Below are 16,424 nucleotides of genomic sequence, written 5' to 3' on the forward strand. Positions count from 1 at the left end.
CCAGGGAACAGACAGTGAGTGACGGCTTCTGGGCGATAGCATCAGTTCGATGAAGATGCCGCGTGACGATGTTGGAATTCTCGATGGCAGCTTTCAGGCGGGTCGTGAGAATGCGTATTTCCGGCCATGAAGCGGCACTCGCGTTTTGTGCCACTCTGCATTCAGACGGCGGCACAGTCCGGCAAAGCGGCCATTCGATCTCCGTCTCCCGCATTGTTAGGGTAAGGCGAGGGCTTGCTGTCACGCGTCGATCGGACGGCGCCGGGCACCGGGCACGTCGCCGTGCCCCACGCGATGCATGTCGTCCTGTCGAAATAGAATAATCCGCGCGGGATGCCGCGTTCGACGTGACCACGGCCTACTCACGGTCGGCGCCTGCCGGTCCTGCGCGATTGGCGTAGATCGACATCCGGCCACGAACGGATGCTTCCAGGACGGCCCTTCTAGACGGCATATCGGATGATGCTCTGATCTTGAACGTTTGCGACCAACTCGTCGGCACGAGATAAAAGCCGAAGGAGCAATGGAGTCGTATTTGCGTTGTTGTATCCCAGGACGAGATCAATTGTCGGAGGCACGTCGTCAAGCGCCCGGGCAACAACATTCGGTGTCAGCATATTTTGCGCATACAGGGGGATAAGCGTAACGCCACCCGTGGACGTGACGAGTGACATTGCCGACGGCAGATTCTCGCCTTCATACTCCGCCCTGAGCGTGATCCCGACTTTCGATGCGTAATCCTCAATCACGGATTTCAATACCGGAGACGTCCTCGCTGAACTGACGTAAATTTCGCGGGCGAGATCCTGCGGCCGAATCTTTTTGCGTGACGTCAGGCGATGATCCGCCGGCAGCACGGCGATCAGGGGCTCCTTTGCCAACAACCTGAAGGACAGGCCAGAGGTTTGCGTCTCCGGGCGAAGAAAGGCAACGTCCAGGTTCCCTCGCATCAGCCCGAGAGCAAGTTCTGGGGAGGACTGACTGCACAGCGTTATTTCGGCCTCCGGCGCCTCTTCCCGGAGGATGCGTAGAGCATGGGGTAGCCACACGACTTCCTGCCCGGCAAGGAAGCCCATGGACAAGACGGGCTTTTCCGGCTGTTCCGCCCGCCGCGCGCCGTCAGTAGCCGCATCAACTTGCAACAGCGCCAGGCGCGCGTGATCAAGGAAAATTCTCCCGGCGGCGGTGAGCGCCACGCCACGTGCCTGGCGCTCCAGCAACTTCACACCGACTTCGGATTCCAGGTCGCGAATCTGCCGGCTCAACGACGGCTGCGACGTGTGCAGTCTCCGCTGAGCGGCCGTCAATAGGCTGCCTTCCTCCGCAACGGCAACGAAATATCGCAAATGTCGAAGTTCCATTGGATCTCCGATATGCCTTCAAGGCATAGGTGAAGACTTACAAAGCCTTTGTCCTCAGGGAATGGGACGCCTATCTTTGCAGTAGCTTCCGTGTGTGCATCGACGGAAGCACCGCGGTCAAACCAGTCGAATCCTGGAAGGAGAGGGCAATGTCTATAGATCCCAAGCTTAGCATCGTGTTCTGCCACAGCATTCCATCGCAGCGTTGTCGGAGTGTGCTCCGCTCGCACGTTTTCAGATGCGCACTGTGAAATAAGACTTCGAAGGAAGCCGCTGGCAGCATTCTCGATGCCTCGCGGAGCACCAACACTTCAATCAATCTCTTATAGGAGGTACCAGCGATGCCTACGATCACCACTCCGGACGGCGTAAAGATCTTCTACAAGGACTGGGGGTCCGGTCAGCCGATCGTCTTCAGCCATGGCTGGCCCCTGTCGGCCGACGACTGGGACGCCCAGATGATGTTTTTCCTTCACCACGGCTACCGGGTGATCGCCCATGACCGGCGTGGGCACGGTCGGTCCGAGCAAGTCGGCACCGGCAACGACATGGACCACTGGGTCGCCGACCTCGCTGCACTGACCGAACACCTCGGCGTCCGCGACGCGATCCACATCGGGCACTCCACCGGCGGCGGCGAGGTGGCACGCTACGTCGCTCGCCACCAGGAGCGGGTCGCCAAGGCAGTGCTGGTGGCCTCGTTGACGCCGAACATGGTGAAAACCGACGCGAACCCTGGAGGTCAGCCGCGGGAGTGGTTCGACGCGGTTAAGTCAGGCGTGCTTGGCAACCGGTCGGAGTTTTACCGGGCAGTCCCGGAGGGTCCGTTCTATGGATTCAACCGTCCGGGCGCCAAGCCGTCTGAGGCGGTGATCGCGAACTGGTGGCGCCAGGGCATGGCCGGCAGCGCCCAGGCCCACTACGAGACCGTATTCTCCTGGCTGGAGGATTACACCGAAGATCTGAAGAAGATCACTGTGCCGGTACTGGTCATGCATGGCGAAGACGACCAGATCGTCCCGTTCGCCAGTTCGGTGCCCCGCGCGGTCGACCTGCTCGCGAACGGTGTGCTGAAGACGTACTCTGGTTTCCCGCACGGCATGCTGACCACCCACGCGGAAGTCCTCAACCCCGACCTTCTCGAGTTCATCAAATCTTGACAGGACGCCAGCCCGAACCAGAACCAGGTAATTCGAGTGGCGCGCTCAACGGGTGTGCCACTCGACCTACGTGTCCACGTAGGGTCGTGAAGACTCATTCGTCGATGGAGAGAAGAGGCATTCGTCGGCATGGATTTGCGAATGTCAGTGAAGCGACCTTCAGCCGCCGCACAGCGGCTGACCGTTGACCGTCGGCTCTGGCCGATCCTGAGACGCTCGGCTGGGACATAATTTTGTTGCGGCAGTGACGCGGCTCCCGTGGAACGTTTGCGGTGTCAACTGGCAATCATCTGCAACTCTGGAAGTGTCATGAATGAAGTGGTTTTTTGACGTCTGAATTAACTGAAGCGAAAGTTACTTGAGCAATGTTCAGGAAGCCAATCAAGTTCGGTATGGTAAGGACTGCTCTCCGGCGGTAGCCATTCACGCGTAGATGTGATCGCATCAGGAAGCCGTGCGGATCCACGATTTGCAGAAATGTGCTTCGTCAGAAAAAGAAAAGGGCGAGCACGGGGTCTCGCCCTCGGAGCGGATCACGGTTCACTTTGTGTTGTGTGTTGACCGGTTCCGGCCACTGGCAACGCCGGATTTACTGCTTTTTCGTGGCGTCAACCTTGGCGTCGGCCGACTTTTTGTTTGCGTCGTTCTGAGCTTCGACCTTCTCCTTGTCTGCCTTTGCTTGAGCCACGTTGGCATCCTGGGCGGCTTCATGCTTCTTCTTGTCTGCCTTTACCTGCGCGTCGTGCTTCTTCTTGTCGGCTCGGGCCTGTGCTTTCATTGCGTCCCCGCGTGCGTCAGACGCTTCTTTCGGCGTTGTTGCCTTTTCCATCTTCGCCGCTTTCTTGTCAGCATTGGCTTGAGCAGAAGCCTTGTCTTCATTCGCTGAAGCCTGAGCCTTGTCGGCGTCACTCTGAGCTTCAGCCTTCTTTTTATTGGCGGTAGCCTGTGCTTCACTCTTCTCGCTGTTTGCCTTCATCTGGGCTTTGGTAGCGTCCGAGGGCGCGGCGGTCTGTGCGAGTGCCGTGGTGGCGAGCAATACGGATGCGAGTGCTGCGACAATCTTCTTCATATTTCCTCCCTGGAAATGCACTGCACTGGGCAGTGCTGTCTGTATCAACGCTAGTCGACTCGCGGACGTTGACCCTGATCTCGTGACAAACGGTAACTAGGCCAGGGACGCGACGCCAACTGCTTATCGGCGACGCCCGTGACGCACAGCCACCATAGTGGCCGCGTCGGGATCCACGTCAGTTTCCAGGTTCACAAGTGGCTACCGCTGATTCGAAGGGATATTTCAGCAGCCTGCCAGACGCGGCACGACGATTGCTGTTGCCAAACCTGTTCGCGCACTACGTTGCTGGACGCTGTTCCTCCGTAAGCCCGCATCGTTCGAATGACTCATGTTCCACTTTCCAGACTCGTGATGAGGCCATGCGCAAACCTCTGAAACCGAAACCGCCACGCCACGCGAAGCGGCAGGACGTATTGACGGCCAAACGCAATGCAAAGATGGCTAGTTCTACGCACGCCTACGTGCGTGGCAACACGGTCAAATTTTATGACTGGTTGAAGCAGGCGGAAATTCGGGGTTTGCCTGAAGGCCCTGCCATCTGGATCTGTGGCGACTGTCACACCGGCAATCTTGGCCCGATAGCGAATTCCCAGGGAAAGATCGAAGTTCAGATTCGCGACCTCGATCAAACCGTCATCGGTAACCCGGTGCATGATCTCGTTCGCCTCGGATTGTCCCTGGCGACCGCCGCGCGCGGATCTGCACTTCCGGGTATTACCACTATCAACATGATCGAAGCGCTCTTCGAGGGATACTTGCAACCGTTCGCGAAAGAGACGGCGTCGCGAGATCCTGGCGACCGACCGGAAGTGGTGCGTGTGGTAATGCGCGAGGCCGTGCGACGCACGTGGAAGCATCTTGCGCGCGAGAGACTGGACGATGCGCAACCCACCATACCGTTTGGCAAGCGTTTCTGGCCTGTCAGCGAAAAAGAGCGAGCCGAGATCGAATCGCTTTTTCAGATCCATACCCTGGCGGAACTCGCGACAGGTTTGCGCGGGCGTCCAGACACGGGTGATGTGACGGTGCTAGACGCCGCGTACTGGGTCAAGGGCTGCAGTTCCCTCGGGCGACTCCGCTATGCGGTTCTTCTCGATGTGGATGGTGGCGCGGTAGAGGGCGACGACCTGTGCCTGATCGATATCAAGGAAGGTGTGCAGGCAGCGGCTCCGCGTTACAAGGACGCCGTAATGCCCCGAGACAACGCGGAGCGCGTCGTCGAGGGTGCCCGTCACCTGTCGCCGCATCTCGGCGAGCGCATGCGTTCAGCGACGCTTCAGGAGCGGCCGGTCGTGCTGCGCGAGTTGTTGCCGCAGGATCTTAAGCTGGAAATCGACCAGGTCGGGCCGAAAGAAGCCATGGAGGTTGCGCGTTACCTTGCCCTAGTCGTGGGCCAGGCACATGCACGGCAAATGAATCACTCGGATCGCAAGCGCTGGACATCCGAGTTGCGACGTACAAAATCAAAATCGATCGAAGCACCCACGTGGCTGTGGAAAAGCGTTGTCGAACTGGTAGGGAGTCACGAGGTCGGCTATCTCGAACATTGTCGACGCTACGCGCTGGAGGCGGGCTGATTCGCTGCGGAGCGGAGGGCGTCCCGTGCCGAAAGCTGACTGAACAACTCGTGTGACGCGACCGATTGCATAGCGGCATGTCAGACCGCAATTTTTTTGCGGATGCCTTCGCGGGGCCGGCGGTTGCGCTACGAATCAACATGACATCTCGCACCAGCACTTGCGGATGCCTCGTATGAAACTGCGCGTCGGATATGAAATGGTTTATACGTGTTCCCAGTCGACGCCAATGCAGTTGATGCTCAATACGCACTCGTCCTACGTGAACGAGATCATTGTTCCCAACCGTCTGATCGTCGAACCTGTATTACATGCTGTCATGTGGGTAGGTCCAGCGGTGGTCATCCATCGACAACCAGAAATCCTGATATGACAACCGCGACACATTCGCCACGAGCACTGCGGGCATCGTTTCTATTCCAGCACGCCACAAAGCGGTTGCCACATGATGATGGTCAAGCGCGAAGGATGCGCCGCTTGGTCCAGGCACGACGGGCACCGGCTTCTCAGTGGTCGCCATTTCCGGATCGTGACCGGCAGCGACTCATAGCTCATAGAACTGCGTCTTTTGGGCGATCTCGCGAAGACCGTGCGTTAGCTGAGTTGGGCGGATGTTTTTGATGGCGACTGTTTTCAATTTGGCTCCTTTGCGAGCCACGGTCACGTCGGCAACGGCGAATGTGAGACGCCATCCGAATTGAACGCGATACCAGAGGCGCGTGCGACGCGTGACCACCTTCGCGAGCGCAACCAGAATCAGCTATCGGTTGTTCAGGCTACGGGATACGCGTCGCAAAACGGGTGCCTGCGTTGGTTGTAGATGCCGATTCGAGCTTTCCGGAGTGCGCTTGGACAATCTGCTTGCAGATATCGGCGCAATAGGCTCTTCATCGTTGATGACTGAGAGAGCCAGATGCTTGCCGTCGCTGCTTGCGTCCACCACGACGGGCGAATCCGCCTCGCCGTGGGAAGGCGGCCGATTACCTTGACCCGCCCCCGCCGTGACCGCCTCCGCCGTTCCCGCCTGCGCCCGAACCGCCTCCGCCGTGACCGCCAGCACCGCCAGCGCCAGCACCGCCAGCGCCTGCGCCGCCAGCGCCTGCGCCGCCAGCGCCAGCACCGCCAGCGCCAGCACCGCCTGCGCCAGCGCCAGCGCCAGCGCCGCCTGCGCCAGCACCACCTGCGCCTGCGCCGCCAGCGCCCGAGCTACCAGCGCCGTGACCGCCCGCGCCGCCAGCACCTGCGCCACCAGCACCTGCGCCACCAGCGCCTGCGCCACCTGCGCCGGCGCCACCAGCGCCTGCACCACCGGCGCCTGCACCGCCAGCGCCCGAGTTACCCCCGCCGTGACCGCCCGCGCCGCCTGCGCCCGCACCGCCTGCACCTGCACCGCCTGCACCTGCACCTGCACCTGCACCTGCACCTGCACCGCCTGCGCCTGCACCCGCACCGCCTGCACCTGCACCTGCACCTGCACCTGCACCTGCACCTGCACCTGCACCCGAGCCGCTACCGCCGTGGCCGCTTGCACCTGAACTGCCTGTGCCTGCACCGCCTGCGCCACCTGCACCTGAACTGCCTGCGCCTGCACCGCCTGCGCCACCTGCACCTGAACTGCCTGCGCCTGCGCCACCTGCACCTGAACCGCCTGCGCCCGCGCCACCTGCACCTGAACTGCCTGCACCTGCACCGCCTACGCCTGCGCCACCTGCACCTGAACTGCCTGTGCCCGAACCACCTCCGACGTGACCGCCCGCAGGCTGTCCTTCAGCCAGCCTCAGTGAAGCAGCATTCGGAGAAAGTGCGCTGCGGTGATCGAACGAAGCGGAAGCGGTCGGTGGGGCGAGCCCGGCACTGCCAATTGCAGTTCCCCGAGCAGGAGGTGACGATGAACTCGTGACCTGACCAGACGAAGGCGCTTGTTGCGCTGACGACGTAGGTCGGGTGATCTCGGGCGCATGCCGTGCGATCGCTTTCGCGTGCGGCGCCGAATAGCGGCGATTCTGTGCCGCCGCATGGCTTGCTTGACCTGGCAGTCGTTTAACCGACTGCGGCGCAGCATAATCCGGAGTACGTCCAACGGGGTGGTCGGACGGAGTGGAAGACACAGGCGGGGCGAGCTCCGTACTGGCAAGCGCGGTTCCGCGGGCGGGAAGCGACGATGGTTTCGCGACCTGACCGGACCAGGACCCGTGCTGCGCCGGCGACGTGGGTTCGATGATCCCGGGCGCCTGATCATGGGCGAACCGATCGCCATACGCGACGATACCCATGATCCCGGCAGCCAATGCACTTGCTGACGCAACCCAAAGCGCAAGGCGTCTGCCTCGCGCTGGCCGTGCAGCCTCGAACCCAGCATCCGGGCTACCTGCACCCGAATGCGCAAGCTCGACATGTCTGAACATTACGATCCGCTTCGGATCGTTTCGTCTGATCCTTCCATTTACTACGTTCATGTGCCGTCCCCTCGCGGAGTGCTCATCGAAATGAGCCGCGGGACCGTTCTGCGTGTCGACCCCCTGGCGCCCCCATGGCAATGGAAGCGGTGTACCAGGTTTTCTATCGTAAGCTTTTGCGCGAAGAAGACTCGCCATCTTCCTGGCCGATCCGGACGGGTTGCCAGCTTGACACGCTACTTAACCACCCCGGCTTCTTCACATGAATGGTATCGGTAGGCAGACTTTTCTCCGCCGCGCAGATTGGTCGATCGCGTGAACCTGTAGAGAAACCAATTCAAACGCGCGCATTGAGCGCTTAGGACAGAGACGACGCTCACCTGGACAATACGTGCATTGTGATGAATGTCCGGATGGACGTGCTAATCCGGAGTTCGTCGCCTTTCGCGTCCCAGACAATACGTATTGACCACATTAAATCTGCCGCGCTTCGGAGCCAGTTGATCCGCGCCGCTGTTGACCGAGTCGGGATATCTCACAGCGTGATGCATATCGAAAAAGGTGATGAGCTGGAGGTCGCGTGTCTTGAGTTTGCGGATCGTCTGGAGATCTACGGCATCCGCAACCACACCGATGGCTCGGTTTATCTGGCACGCACCGCGCTCGTCGCAAGCGCGCGCTGGGAACTCGCTTGCGTACCGATTCTGCTTGGCGCGTCTTTGTTGTTGGCGGGTATTTGCTACGCCTTGGGAATGGACCCGGGTACTGTTGTTGAATGGAGCCTTATTCTCGGTATTGCGACGCCCGCCTGCATCCTGGTTCTCGGTGCAATCGCTCGCGTTTTCGGATGGGTTCTGATGCCAGAAGTCAGGGGGCATGCCCAGTCGGGCGGCAGGCGTGAGATGAATGCAGCGCGAGAAGCGCTTTCGATCACACAGGAAAACCGCCATCACGTTCGCTTCATCTGATCGACGGGGCTGGGCCCTCGATGCCGTCTGGGGTGATCATTCCCCGTGTGGCGGGCTGATTATGATGTTGCAGAAGAATGCGGAAGATGAGTCCGTGCGTGATCAGCAGTAGCGGCACAACGAGAGTCGGAATGAAGTAGGTCGCGCCCAACTGCCCCGCCACGAGCCCAGCATGATTGGCCTGATAGAAAGCATTCAGGAGATCTGCCAGGCCCCACCCGTTGAAGATCCAGGCGACCACAATGCCAGCCCCGCGTGGCAGCAACACCAGTGATAGCGACGCGAGTATCGCCGCAACGAGGTCCCCATAGCCGGCGGCATTTGCGAACGCGGTGGGTAGCTCGGGCGACACGACACCTGGGACAAGGAATGCCAACCCGATGAAGCGGAAGCTGTGCAGGATGAGAAGAGGCCGCAGCGCTTCAACCGGTCGCAGCAGGCGGAGTTTTGGCCAGACGTATCGCCTGGTGACGACTCCCCATGTGGTGAGGCTGAATGCGATGCTAACGAAAAACCAGAGCTGGGGCAGCATGAGTCTCTCCTTTGATTCAAATTTCCGCGATCGACCGTGAAAACTTAAGCGCGTAGTGTGCTGAGTTCTGCAATCACAGCGTCTCGCTGTGCGTGACCCGTGACATGCTCGCGCAGCCAGACCTTGGACTCAGACGCAAACTGCGGTTCCGCCGGGAAGGGGCGACGTAGTTCACGGTCGTAGCGCTCGAGATCGAAGCCGGGGCTGAGCGGAGCGATCATGAACTGCGCGAACTGGCGAAGCCAATTACCAGGCGTCCGCTGGTTGCCTGGAAGCGCCGCGTAGCGACGCGCGATCGTCTCGAAGTCCTCGGCGGGTTGACCGGTCACATCGAGCACGTCTGTAGTCGGTGCGCCCAGTTCGAAGGCACCGCGTTTGTGATCGTCGATGTAGTAGCGAACGCCGCTGATCAGGTCGATCGGCAAGCCGCCCATCCGCGCGGCCTTCATGAATAGCCAGATCGGGATCGGAGCGACCTTGACCGATCGCCCGACAGCCCGCCCGATCGCCTTAGCCATGTCCTCCGAGCCCAGGAGCTTAGGCCCAGTGGGGCGATAGTGCTTCCCGGCGTGCCGCGCAGGATCCATCAGGGCCGCGACGGCGACTCGCGCGATATCCTCGTTGGACGGTGGCGCGTTACGGCTATCCCCATAGATCCAGGGAAATACGCCGAGGTGTGCAGCAAATCCAGTCAAGGCGAGATAAGCGTCAGCGAAGAAGCCCGGCCTCACGATCGTATGCGCGACTCCGGGAGTCATCGAGAACAGCCGATCCACGAGCCAGAGCTGCCGGGTCATGAGAGCGGGATGCGAGGGACTCGACAGCCACTGGGTCAGGCCAACGATGTGTTCGAGCCTGGATTCCCTGGCACCGACGGCGAACGCGACCGCGCCCTGAATCATGTGGGGATCGAAGGGCGGGCAATAGTAGGCGCGCTGAACGTCTCTCAGTGCGTCGGCGACGCGCTCGACATCACTCATGTCGGCGACCGCTATCTCGGCCCCTTGCACCTTCAGCCGTACGCTGCGGCCATCTTCCCGGTGCACCATGGCGCGTACGGGATAGCCGGCCTTCAGCAGTTCGGCAACGACGACGCTGCCTGTCTTCCCGGTCGCACCGGTTACGAGGATCCTTGGCTTGAGCATGATCGCCTCCGAGCAGTCATGGTACTCATAGGTACCAGACGGTTGATCCAGTATGGTACTATGCGGTACCGAATGTCAAGAGAGATGACGATGACCACGGGATCGCTGTCAAAGGAGCGTCAGGAAGGCCGCGACGAAACCGAGGTGCGTGCGCGCATTCTCGATGCCGCCTTCGAATCGTTCATGACGAGTGGCTACGCGGCGACCAGCACGCTCGAGATCGCCACGCGCGCACGAGTTTCGAAACGGGAACTGTATGCACTGGTGGGCAACAAGAAAGAGATGCTGGTCGCCTGCATCAGCGAGCGCGCCACGAGATTGCAGGTACCCGCTGACTTGCCCGTGCCGCACGACCGCGAGACACTCGCGCGCGTATTGACTACTCTCGGGACGCAGCTCGTCCGCGAGATCACCGATCCAACGGTCATTGCGGTCTTTCGACTGGCGATCGCCGAGGCAGTCCACGCGCCCGAGGTGGCGCAAGCGCTCGATTCGACCGGGCGAGAGACAAGTCGTGCTGCTTTGCGTCAGGTCATGGCCCGGGCTCAGACGTCCGGACTTCTCAATGGCCGTCCTGCCGAACTTGCCGAACAGTACGGCGGGTTGCTGTGGGGTAATTTGATGGTCAGCCTGCTGCTTGGCGTCGTCGAGCGGCCGAACTCACGTGAAATCGCGGCGCGTGCCCGCAACGCCACTGCTGTGTTTCTTCAGCTTCATCCGCTTCGGTAGCGCTGCGATGGCCATTTCAAGCTGTCGATTGGATGACACAGGAAAATCGTCAGCTCGTGGTTTGTTTCGACCTCGGGAAGTTCATTGCGACGGGGGAAACAGCTACGTTGCGCCGCGAGCGATCATCTTGTTACAGCCGAAGACGCTCGCGGCTAGCCGGCGTGGTTGGCCTGGCTTACTCTCCGCCAAAGTAGAGCTGGCGCATTTCGTCTCCGGACGCCGGACGGGTCGTTGCGCGAGATCCGGACGAGGACGATCCAGAAGCTGTCCCTCCGTATTCGGTCGCTCTGTTGGCTGCGGACACACGCGCTTCAGCGGCCTGAATATCTGCAGGGTAATTGGGGTTCTCGCCTTTCGCGGGATCATAGCCTGCCTGTTCCAATTGCATCAGCTCTGCCCGCACCTGCGCTCGCGTTGCAGTGGAATCGGTCTGCGAGAAGGCGGCGACCGACATTGCCAACGTTGAGGCGGCGACGGTTGTGAAAACGAAAGATTTCATGATCAGCTCCTTCTGGTCGTCGGCAATCTTCAAATGAATGTGATCCCGCGAAGCCACCGACGCTCGATCTGCCAAAACTCTGAACTATGCACGCGCATACGAATGACACCGCACGTCATGCACACCGTCGATGAACACATCGACACAAACAAGACGATTGATGCAACCTGCAACGCAAACGCTGCGACAGGCGTGTGATGAAAAGCGAGCGACATCGTCAGGACAGCATCATCATCGGTGCATGTCGAAGACGTGTCGTGCAAGGTCGCCGGTTTCCCGAAGGAGGGCGCAGGCTCCGGAGGGTACGGCGACCGAAGTGGGAGAGGTCTATGCCCGCGAGACCTGCGACATGATCACCCTCCTTAATCTGACTGGTGAGAGACTGTTCCGCGTTGACGCCCCAAGAGGCTATACGACCGCTGTCCTGCAAATATTCCCCTGTTCTTCAAAAACTTCCACTTGTCATCCGGTCGTAAGGCGCGACAGAGATCCGCAGTAACGGGCGCAACACGATCACGAGGGGCTATGGAAGCACGGCGCCTTCCAAGCCACTCGAATCGCTTTTGTTCGCCAGTACAGCGGGCCAGAAAGCGACCTCCCGCGCGACATCGAACGGAATATTTCGATGCCAGCTCACGTTCTTCCAGCGAGGTTGGTCTGCACTGACGAACCCGAATACTTCATCCACGATGAATACACGCGCGCAACGCGTGCAAGTCTGCTTGTGCCGTTGCGTGAAGGTGGAGCTATGAGCGCCCCGATAAAAACTCTGCAGCGGCCACGATCGATGGCGGGGGAACTTACCCATTCATATTGGTGAACGTGCCGGATGACGCGCGACGCTCATCAAGTGAACAGTTGATTTACGCGTTTTCGTGGCCGGGGATTCTCGCACTGTGCTTCGACCGGTCTTGCGGCAATGTGGCCCTTTCGAGGAGATACATCATGATCGACAGAAACCATACTGTGTACGTGCTGGCGGTGCTTGTGCTCGGCGTTGCGCCGCTGAGCGGTTATGCGGACGAGACGATTCATGTCAAGCTCACGGACAAGATGATTCAGCTCGATCCCGGCACGGCGAATGCGGGACTTGTCACGTTCGAAGTGAACAACGCAGCGAGCGGCGAGACGGAACATGAATTCGTGGTGCTGAAGACAGATATGGACGACGCACGTCTGCCTGTCCACAAAGGCCAGGTCACGGAAAGCCGGTTCAAGAAAATGGGCGAAGTGGAGGATCTGGCGCGGGGTTCGACCAGACGCCTGTCACTGAAGCTTGCGCCAGGACACTACGTGCTGATTTGCAACAGACCGGGGCACTATGAAATGGGCATGCATACATCGTTCGTCGTTGCGCGCTGAGGCGAGACACGCCTGTCTCGCCTTTGCGATGCAACCCTTTGACTCTAGGCTGACGCAATCACTTCGCTCCTGCTTCTTTCGGCGCTCAAATGCAAGACCTTAAGGCAACCTTAAGAGGATCACGCTAGAGCGCGAGAGAGGCTCGGCGTGCAGAGATCGCACACTGGGGAATGAACAGTTTGTTGTCGACCATCATCATCTGACTTCGGGGATCTGCCAGGCGCTGCATGGAAGATCCCCGTTTTATCAAAACGAGATGATGAGCGCGAAAACAAAAACGGGATTACTGTGCCTTTGCTGCCTGCTCCCGCGACAAAAGCCGTTGCGCCTGAAGGTCACCGCGACCTGCTTCTTGTGCAGTCTGGACCGACGTCTCGCTTGCCTCGAGCATTGCGGCTCGGCCAGCATTGCTGATGCTCACCGTGTATGACGGTGATGGCGACGAAGGCGTTGATGAAGACTTTGTGTCGGCCGGTTTCGTATCTGCTACAGATTGTGCGCTTTGCGTGGTGCTCGATGATTGGGCCATACTTTGCCCGATAGACTGGATTGACATATTCCTCTCCAAAAATTACGCCGTATTGGCAGATGGTCTATCGGCCTCCGAGGATCCGTCTTTAGAACTATATTTTTCTGCAATCGAGTCGCAAATAAGCGTAACTTAACATTTGCCGTATTCGTCTTTAGCGGACGGTTGCAGTCGACCGCCGGACCGGACCGCGCGTCAATATCAGTTCGCGTCGCGGGAAACTCGTCGATTGCGTATGCGAGCGCTTCACTACTCATGCTGGCGACTTTCTCGTGCTGCGAATCGGAGATTGACGATGGGCACGTCCGGCACATCGGCGAACAGCAGGGCGACCAATCAATATACTGCGGGCATGCCCAACGGACGATGTTTGAAGCGTCGATGCACCCAGTAGTACTGGGCAGGAAATTTCTGTATCTGGGTCTCAAGAAACGCATTCATGGAACGCGCATCATTTGTCTCGCTTCCCGATGGGAAATCGCTGAGTGGCGCGAAAACGTGCAACCGATACCCTTTGAAATCCGGAAGTACTTCCGTGACGAACGGCACAACGCGTGCGCGGCCCATTTTCGCAAGGCGCGAAACAGAAGTCAGCGTGCACGCAGGGACGCCAAAAAAAGGCACAAAAACAGAATTTTCGATGCCGTGGTCCATGTCCGCAGCGAGCATCACAGGCTTACCCTCGTGAAGAAGTCTCACGATCTTCCTGGCGCTTGTCGAGCGTTCGATCATCTCTGCGCCGAATCGGCCGCGCTGCCGTTTGGCCAGATCGCAAAGTCGCGTGTTGGACATGTGTGTGTACAAGGAAGCGGCGGGCATCTTCAGTGAGTAAAGCATGCACCCGACCTCGATGCCCACGAAATGAAACCCCATGAAGATGGTGGGCGGCGCATTCCTGTCTTCGAGATCAATCGCGCTTTCGACCTGAACGATATTTCTTATTCTTTGCGCGCTACCAAACCATTGAATGCCTCGTTCGAGATAGCTGCGGACGACGTGCCGGAAGTGTTCCCTGGCAAGCTCGTCGAACTCCAGTATCGACTTTTCCGGAAAGCAGAGACGCAGATTGACAAGGACGATATGTTTGCGACGGCTAGGAAGCGCATACAGAGCCGCGCCGAGCCCGCTGCCAAGCCTCGCGACCCATTGATATGGAAGAATTGAGAGGACGCGCAGTAAAGTGACGACGAGCAAATGACCAAGTTGTTGCAAGACCAGCTCCTGTGTGGTGGTCGGCTTTGCCGACTGAAACGCTTCTGTTCGCTGACCACAAACCTTGATCAGGTAAAACTGCCAAGGCGATGTCGCTATCGTGGCGTACCACACTGAAGAACAGCATCGAAAGGGGCGAAAGCTAGACTCCCGCCCGTCGTTCCGGTGCTACCCACGCGAGGTCTGACGGAAGCGACGAAGATTGGCGGTGGACGTGAAACGCGTGTAAGGGGCTCGGATCCTGGCGTGCCATCTCTGGCACGCAACAGGCGGATATCTGGTGCGACAGTTATTGCTGCCGCCGTGGCAGTTTTATGCAACGTCGATACGTGGACGACAATCCGACATCGACTCGACGTGAGCGAGCGACCGGATTGTCTCGTGCATGATGAGTGGAAGGAGCCCCCTGGTCCTACCTTCGGCTAGCTTGCGCTCAGGCAGCCAGTCCGTCTACTGAATTGGAATTCCCCGTAAGGAACATGCGGCCTTTGCAAAGAGGGGCTGGTCACGCGGACCATTCGTGGAAGATCTGGTCTGTTAACTGTACACGTCGAACATTAACGCGACCTTAACTGGTTGGCCGTTTCGTAAAAATATTCCGCAGGGGATCGGTAATGGGCTGACGGTCGAAAGGTAACACATCCATACAGCTCAACGACCACACATGCCTCATCCCATTGCCGCAATCGCTTCGAACAATGCGAGATTCAGGTGCTTGGTTGCGTCGTTGGTCGGTTGGGGTTGTGATGAGAATTTGGCGATCACCGTCTCGCGTCGTGGATCGACATAGAGCCACTGGCCGTGAATACCAATCGCAAAGCACGCGCCGCTGACATTGCCCACCTGATACCACTTGTTTCGGTACTTGCCGTTCGGCAGCCAGCTGGAGAAATTGCCTTGTCGCCATGCCTCTGCGCTGCCGCCCGTGAGGGTATCGCTCATCCAGTCCGCGGGTATCAGCCGGCGCCCATTGATCTCGCCGCCCAGACGGACCAGCTCGCCGATTCTCGCCAGATCGCGCACGGTCATGCATAAGCCGCCACCGGAGCGCGCAGTGCCGGCGATGTCCACCGTGATGCAACCGTCGTGTCGTAAGCCGAGCGGTTGCCACAGACGGATGGCCGCAAACTCGGCGTAACGCTGGCCCGAGGCGCGCTCCACTACGAGGCCGAGCACGTCCGAGTTGGGCGAGCAGTAATGGAACGGGCCGCCATGCTCGCCCGCACCTTTGGGCAGGGAGGCGAGCAGATCGATCACCGTCTCTGCCGGTTCGCCTTCGCGGCGCGGGTCCAGCAGACCTGCACGCCGGTAGCGTGCATAGATACCATTCGGATCGAGATAGTCCTCGTTGAATGCGACGCTGGTCCGCATATCCAGCACATGCCTGACGCGCGCATCGCCGAAGGCCGAACGCGTGAGTTCGGGCACGTATTGCGCGACGGGAGCGTCAGGATCCAGAAGACCGTCGCCGAACAGCATACCCGCAAGCAGGCCGGCGACTGACTTGCTGGCCGAGAACAGGATATGGCGGCTCTGCAGCGTGAAGTGCGGCGCATGAAAATCCGCGACGAAACGACCGGCTCGCATCACGGTGATGGCGTCGGTCGAAGTCTGTTGCAGGATCTGCGCAACCGTGCGGCGTTCACCATCGACCACCAGCAGATGCTCCGTCAACGCATCGGCACTGACTATGGGTTCTTCAGCAAGACCCTGTGTGGCAGCAATACGCGCTGTCGGGATGATTTCGTGGACATGGCGAAAGGACCAGACATTCCACGGCGCTTCACGCCAGTTGTCGTGCCGGACACTGTCGCGGCGAAAGCCGTAGTCGCTTTCAAAACGTGACGGATTCATCTTGACTGCAGACTCCTATCGCGTACGG

The 16,424-nt window shown here is 59.4% G+C and carries 16 protein-coding genes; 7 read left to right on the plus strand and 9 right to left on the minus strand.

What is annotated here, in order from left to right:
- Nucleotides 1-443: 443 nt before the first annotated feature.
- Complete coding sequence (locus PPGU16_RS26310) at nt 444-1,361, minus strand: LysR family transcriptional regulator (RefSeq protein ID WP_180723316.1); 918 nt, start codon at nt 1,359-1,361, stop codon at nt 444-446.
- Between the two features lie 341 nt (nt 1,362-1,702).
- Between PPGU16_RS26310 and PPGU16_RS26315 the strand changes: the two genes are divergently transcribed.
- Entirely contained in the window at nt 1,703-2,521 is an 819-nt protein-coding gene (locus PPGU16_RS26315; protein ID WP_180723317.1) for an alpha/beta fold hydrolase, read from the plus strand.
- Nucleotides 2,522-3,110: 589 nt separating this feature from the next.
- Here the strand turns inward: PPGU16_RS26315 and PPGU16_RS26320 are convergent.
- Nucleotides 3,111-3,590 (minus strand): hypothetical protein, encoded by a 480-nt coding sequence (locus tag PPGU16_RS26320; protein WP_180723318.1) that lies wholly within the window; start codon nt 3,588-3,590, stop codon nt 3,111-3,113.
- 362 nt (nt 3,591-3,952) lie between these two features.
- Between PPGU16_RS26320 and PPGU16_RS26325 the strand changes: the two genes are divergently transcribed.
- Together PPGU16_RS26325 and PPGU16_RS26330 are read left to right on the plus strand one after the other, a co-directional pair.
- Nucleotides 3,953-5,170, plus strand: coding sequence for a DUF2252 domain-containing protein (locus PPGU16_RS26325; protein WP_180723319.1), 1,218 nt, complete (start codon nt 3,953-3,955; stop codon nt 5,168-5,170).
- A gap of 175 nt (nt 5,171-5,345) precedes the next feature.
- Nucleotides 5,346-5,543: a hypothetical protein gene (locus PPGU16_RS26330; RefSeq protein WP_180722661.1), complete on the plus strand. Its 198-nt coding sequence runs from the start codon at nt 5,346-5,348 to the stop codon at nt 5,541-5,543.
- Here the strand turns inward: PPGU16_RS26330 and PPGU16_RS43290 are convergent.
- Both PPGU16_RS43290 and PPGU16_RS26340 read right to left on the minus strand, forming a co-directional pair.
- Entirely contained in the window at nt 5,478-5,690 is a 213-nt protein-coding gene (locus PPGU16_RS43290; RefSeq protein ID WP_180723320.1) for a ParB/Srx family N-terminal domain-containing protein, read from the minus strand. The two genes, PPGU16_RS26330 and PPGU16_RS43290, sit on opposite strands and share 66 nt — an antisense overlap.
- 240 nt (nt 5,691-5,930) lie before the next feature.
- Entirely contained in the window at nt 5,931-6,860 is a 930-nt protein-coding gene (locus PPGU16_RS26340) for a hypothetical protein (protein ID WP_180723321.1), read from the minus strand.
- 1,248 nt (nt 6,861-8,108) lie between these two features.
- Here PPGU16_RS26340 and PPGU16_RS26345 point away from each other — a divergent pair.
- Nucleotides 8,109-8,534, plus strand: a complete 426-nt coding sequence (locus PPGU16_RS26345) for a hypothetical protein (RefSeq protein WP_180723322.1) — start codon at nt 8,109-8,111, stop codon at nt 8,532-8,534.
- On the opposite strand, the gene PPGU16_RS26350 is transcribed toward PPGU16_RS26345, so the two are convergent.
- Nucleotides 8,527-9,066 (minus strand): DUF8737 domain-containing protein, encoded by a 540-nt coding sequence (locus PPGU16_RS26350; protein ID WP_180723323.1) that lies wholly within the window; start codon nt 9,064-9,066, stop codon nt 8,527-8,529. The two genes, PPGU16_RS26345 and PPGU16_RS26350, sit on opposite strands and share 8 nt — an antisense overlap.
- A 44-nt stretch (nt 9,067-9,110) precedes the next feature.
- On the minus strand, nt 9,111-10,211 hold the full coding sequence (locus PPGU16_RS26355; protein ID WP_180723324.1) for an NmrA family NAD(P)-binding protein: 1,101 nt from the start codon (nt 10,209-10,211) through the stop codon (nt 9,111-9,113).
- Between the two features lie 18 nt (nt 10,212-10,229).
- Here PPGU16_RS26355 and PPGU16_RS26360 point away from each other — a divergent pair, with 18 nt between their 5' ends.
- Nucleotides 10,230-10,940, plus strand: a complete 711-nt coding sequence (locus tag PPGU16_RS26360; RefSeq protein ID WP_243460616.1) for a TetR/AcrR family transcriptional regulator — start codon at nt 10,230-10,232, stop codon at nt 10,938-10,940.
- A 175-nt stretch (nt 10,941-11,115) separates the two neighbouring features.
- Here PPGU16_RS26360 and PPGU16_RS26365 read toward each other — a convergent pair whose 3' ends face one another.
- The gene (locus tag PPGU16_RS26365; RefSeq protein WP_180725215.1) at nt 11,116-11,439 is read right to left on the minus strand and encodes a DUF4148 domain-containing protein; all 324 of its coding nucleotides are present in this window, start codon (nt 11,437-11,439) and stop codon (nt 11,116-11,118) included.
- A 945-nt stretch (nt 11,440-12,384) separates the two neighbouring features.
- On the opposite strand from PPGU16_RS26365, the gene PPGU16_RS26370 reads away from it, so the two are divergent.
- Together PPGU16_RS26370 and PPGU16_RS26375 are read left to right on the plus strand one after the other, a co-directional pair.
- Nucleotides 12,385-12,801: a hypothetical protein gene (locus PPGU16_RS26370; protein ID WP_180723325.1), complete on the plus strand. Its 417-nt coding sequence runs from the start codon at nt 12,385-12,387 to the stop codon at nt 12,799-12,801.
- Nucleotides 12,802-13,214: 413 nt separating this feature from the next.
- Nucleotides 13,215-13,466, plus strand: coding sequence for a hypothetical protein (locus PPGU16_RS26375; protein ID WP_180723326.1), 252 nt, complete (start codon nt 13,215-13,217; stop codon nt 13,464-13,466).
- A gap of 200 nt (nt 13,467-13,666) precedes the next feature.
- Here the strand turns inward: PPGU16_RS26375 and PPGU16_RS26380 are convergent, their stop codons facing one another.
- Both PPGU16_RS26380 and PPGU16_RS26385 read right to left on the minus strand, forming a co-directional pair.
- The gene (locus PPGU16_RS26380; protein WP_180723327.1) at nt 13,667-14,542 is read right to left on the minus strand and encodes a lipid A biosynthesis lauroyl acyltransferase; all 876 of its coding nucleotides are present in this window, start codon (nt 14,540-14,542) and stop codon (nt 13,667-13,669) included.
- 669 nt (nt 14,543-15,211) lie between these two features.
- On the minus strand, nt 15,212-16,396 hold the full coding sequence (locus PPGU16_RS26385) for a serine hydrolase domain-containing protein (protein ID WP_180723328.1): 1,185 nt from the start codon (nt 16,394-16,396) through the stop codon (nt 15,212-15,214).
- Nucleotides 16,397-16,424: the final 28 nt, after the last annotated feature.

Origin of the sequence: Paraburkholderia largidicola (assembly GCF_013426895.1) — a bacterium.
Taxonomy (GTDB): domain Bacteria; phylum Pseudomonadota; class Gammaproteobacteria; order Burkholderiales; family Burkholderiaceae; genus Paraburkholderia; species Paraburkholderia largidicola.

Excerpts from the sequence above, each read along its gene's own strand:
- PPGU16_RS26310 (WP_180723316.1), bottom strand. The coding sequence starts at position 1,361 with ATGGAACTTCGACATTTGCGATATTTCGTTGCCGTTGCGGAGGAAGGC.
- PPGU16_RS26315 (WP_180723317.1), top strand. The coding sequence starts at position 1,703 with ATGCCTACGATCACCACTCCGGACGGCGTAAAGATCTTCTACAAGGAC.
- PPGU16_RS26320 (WP_180723318.1), bottom strand. The coding sequence starts at position 3,590 with ATGAAGAAGATTGTCGCAGCACTCGCATCCGTATTGCTCGCCACCACG.
- PPGU16_RS26325 (WP_180723319.1), top strand. The coding sequence starts at position 3,953 with ATGCGCAAACCTCTGAAACCGAAACCGCCACGCCACGCGAAGCGGCAG.
- PPGU16_RS26330 (WP_180722661.1), top strand. The coding sequence starts at position 5,346 with ATGAAACTGCGCGTCGGATATGAAATGGTTTATACGTGTTCCCAGTCG.
- PPGU16_RS43290 (WP_180723320.1), bottom strand. The coding sequence starts at position 5,690 with ATGGCGACCACTGAGAAGCCGGTGCCCGTCGTGCCTGGACCAAGCGGC.
- PPGU16_RS26350 (WP_180723323.1), bottom strand. The coding sequence starts at position 9,066 with ATGCTGCCCCAGCTCTGGTTTTTCGTTAGCATCGCATTCAGCCTCACC.
- PPGU16_RS26355 (WP_180723324.1), bottom strand. The coding sequence starts at position 10,211 with ATGCTCAAGCCAAGGATCCTCGTAACCGGTGCGACCGGGAAGACAGGC.
- PPGU16_RS26360 (WP_243460616.1), top strand. The coding sequence starts at position 10,230 with ATGGTACTCATAGGTACCAGACGGTTGATCCAGTATGGTACTATGCGG.
- PPGU16_RS26365 (WP_180725215.1), bottom strand. The coding sequence starts at position 11,439 with ATGAAATCTTTCGTTTTCACAACCGTCGCCGCCTCAACGTTGGCAATG.
- PPGU16_RS26370 (WP_180723325.1), top strand. The coding sequence starts at position 12,385 with ATGATCGACAGAAACCATACTGTGTACGTGCTGGCGGTGCTTGTGCTC.
- PPGU16_RS26375 (WP_180723326.1), top strand. The coding sequence starts at position 13,215 with ATGCTCACCGTGTATGACGGTGATGGCGACGAAGGCGTTGATGAAGAC.
- PPGU16_RS26385 (WP_180723328.1), bottom strand. The coding sequence starts at position 16,396 with ATGAATCCGTCACGTTTTGAAAGCGACTACGGCTTTCGCCGCGACAGT.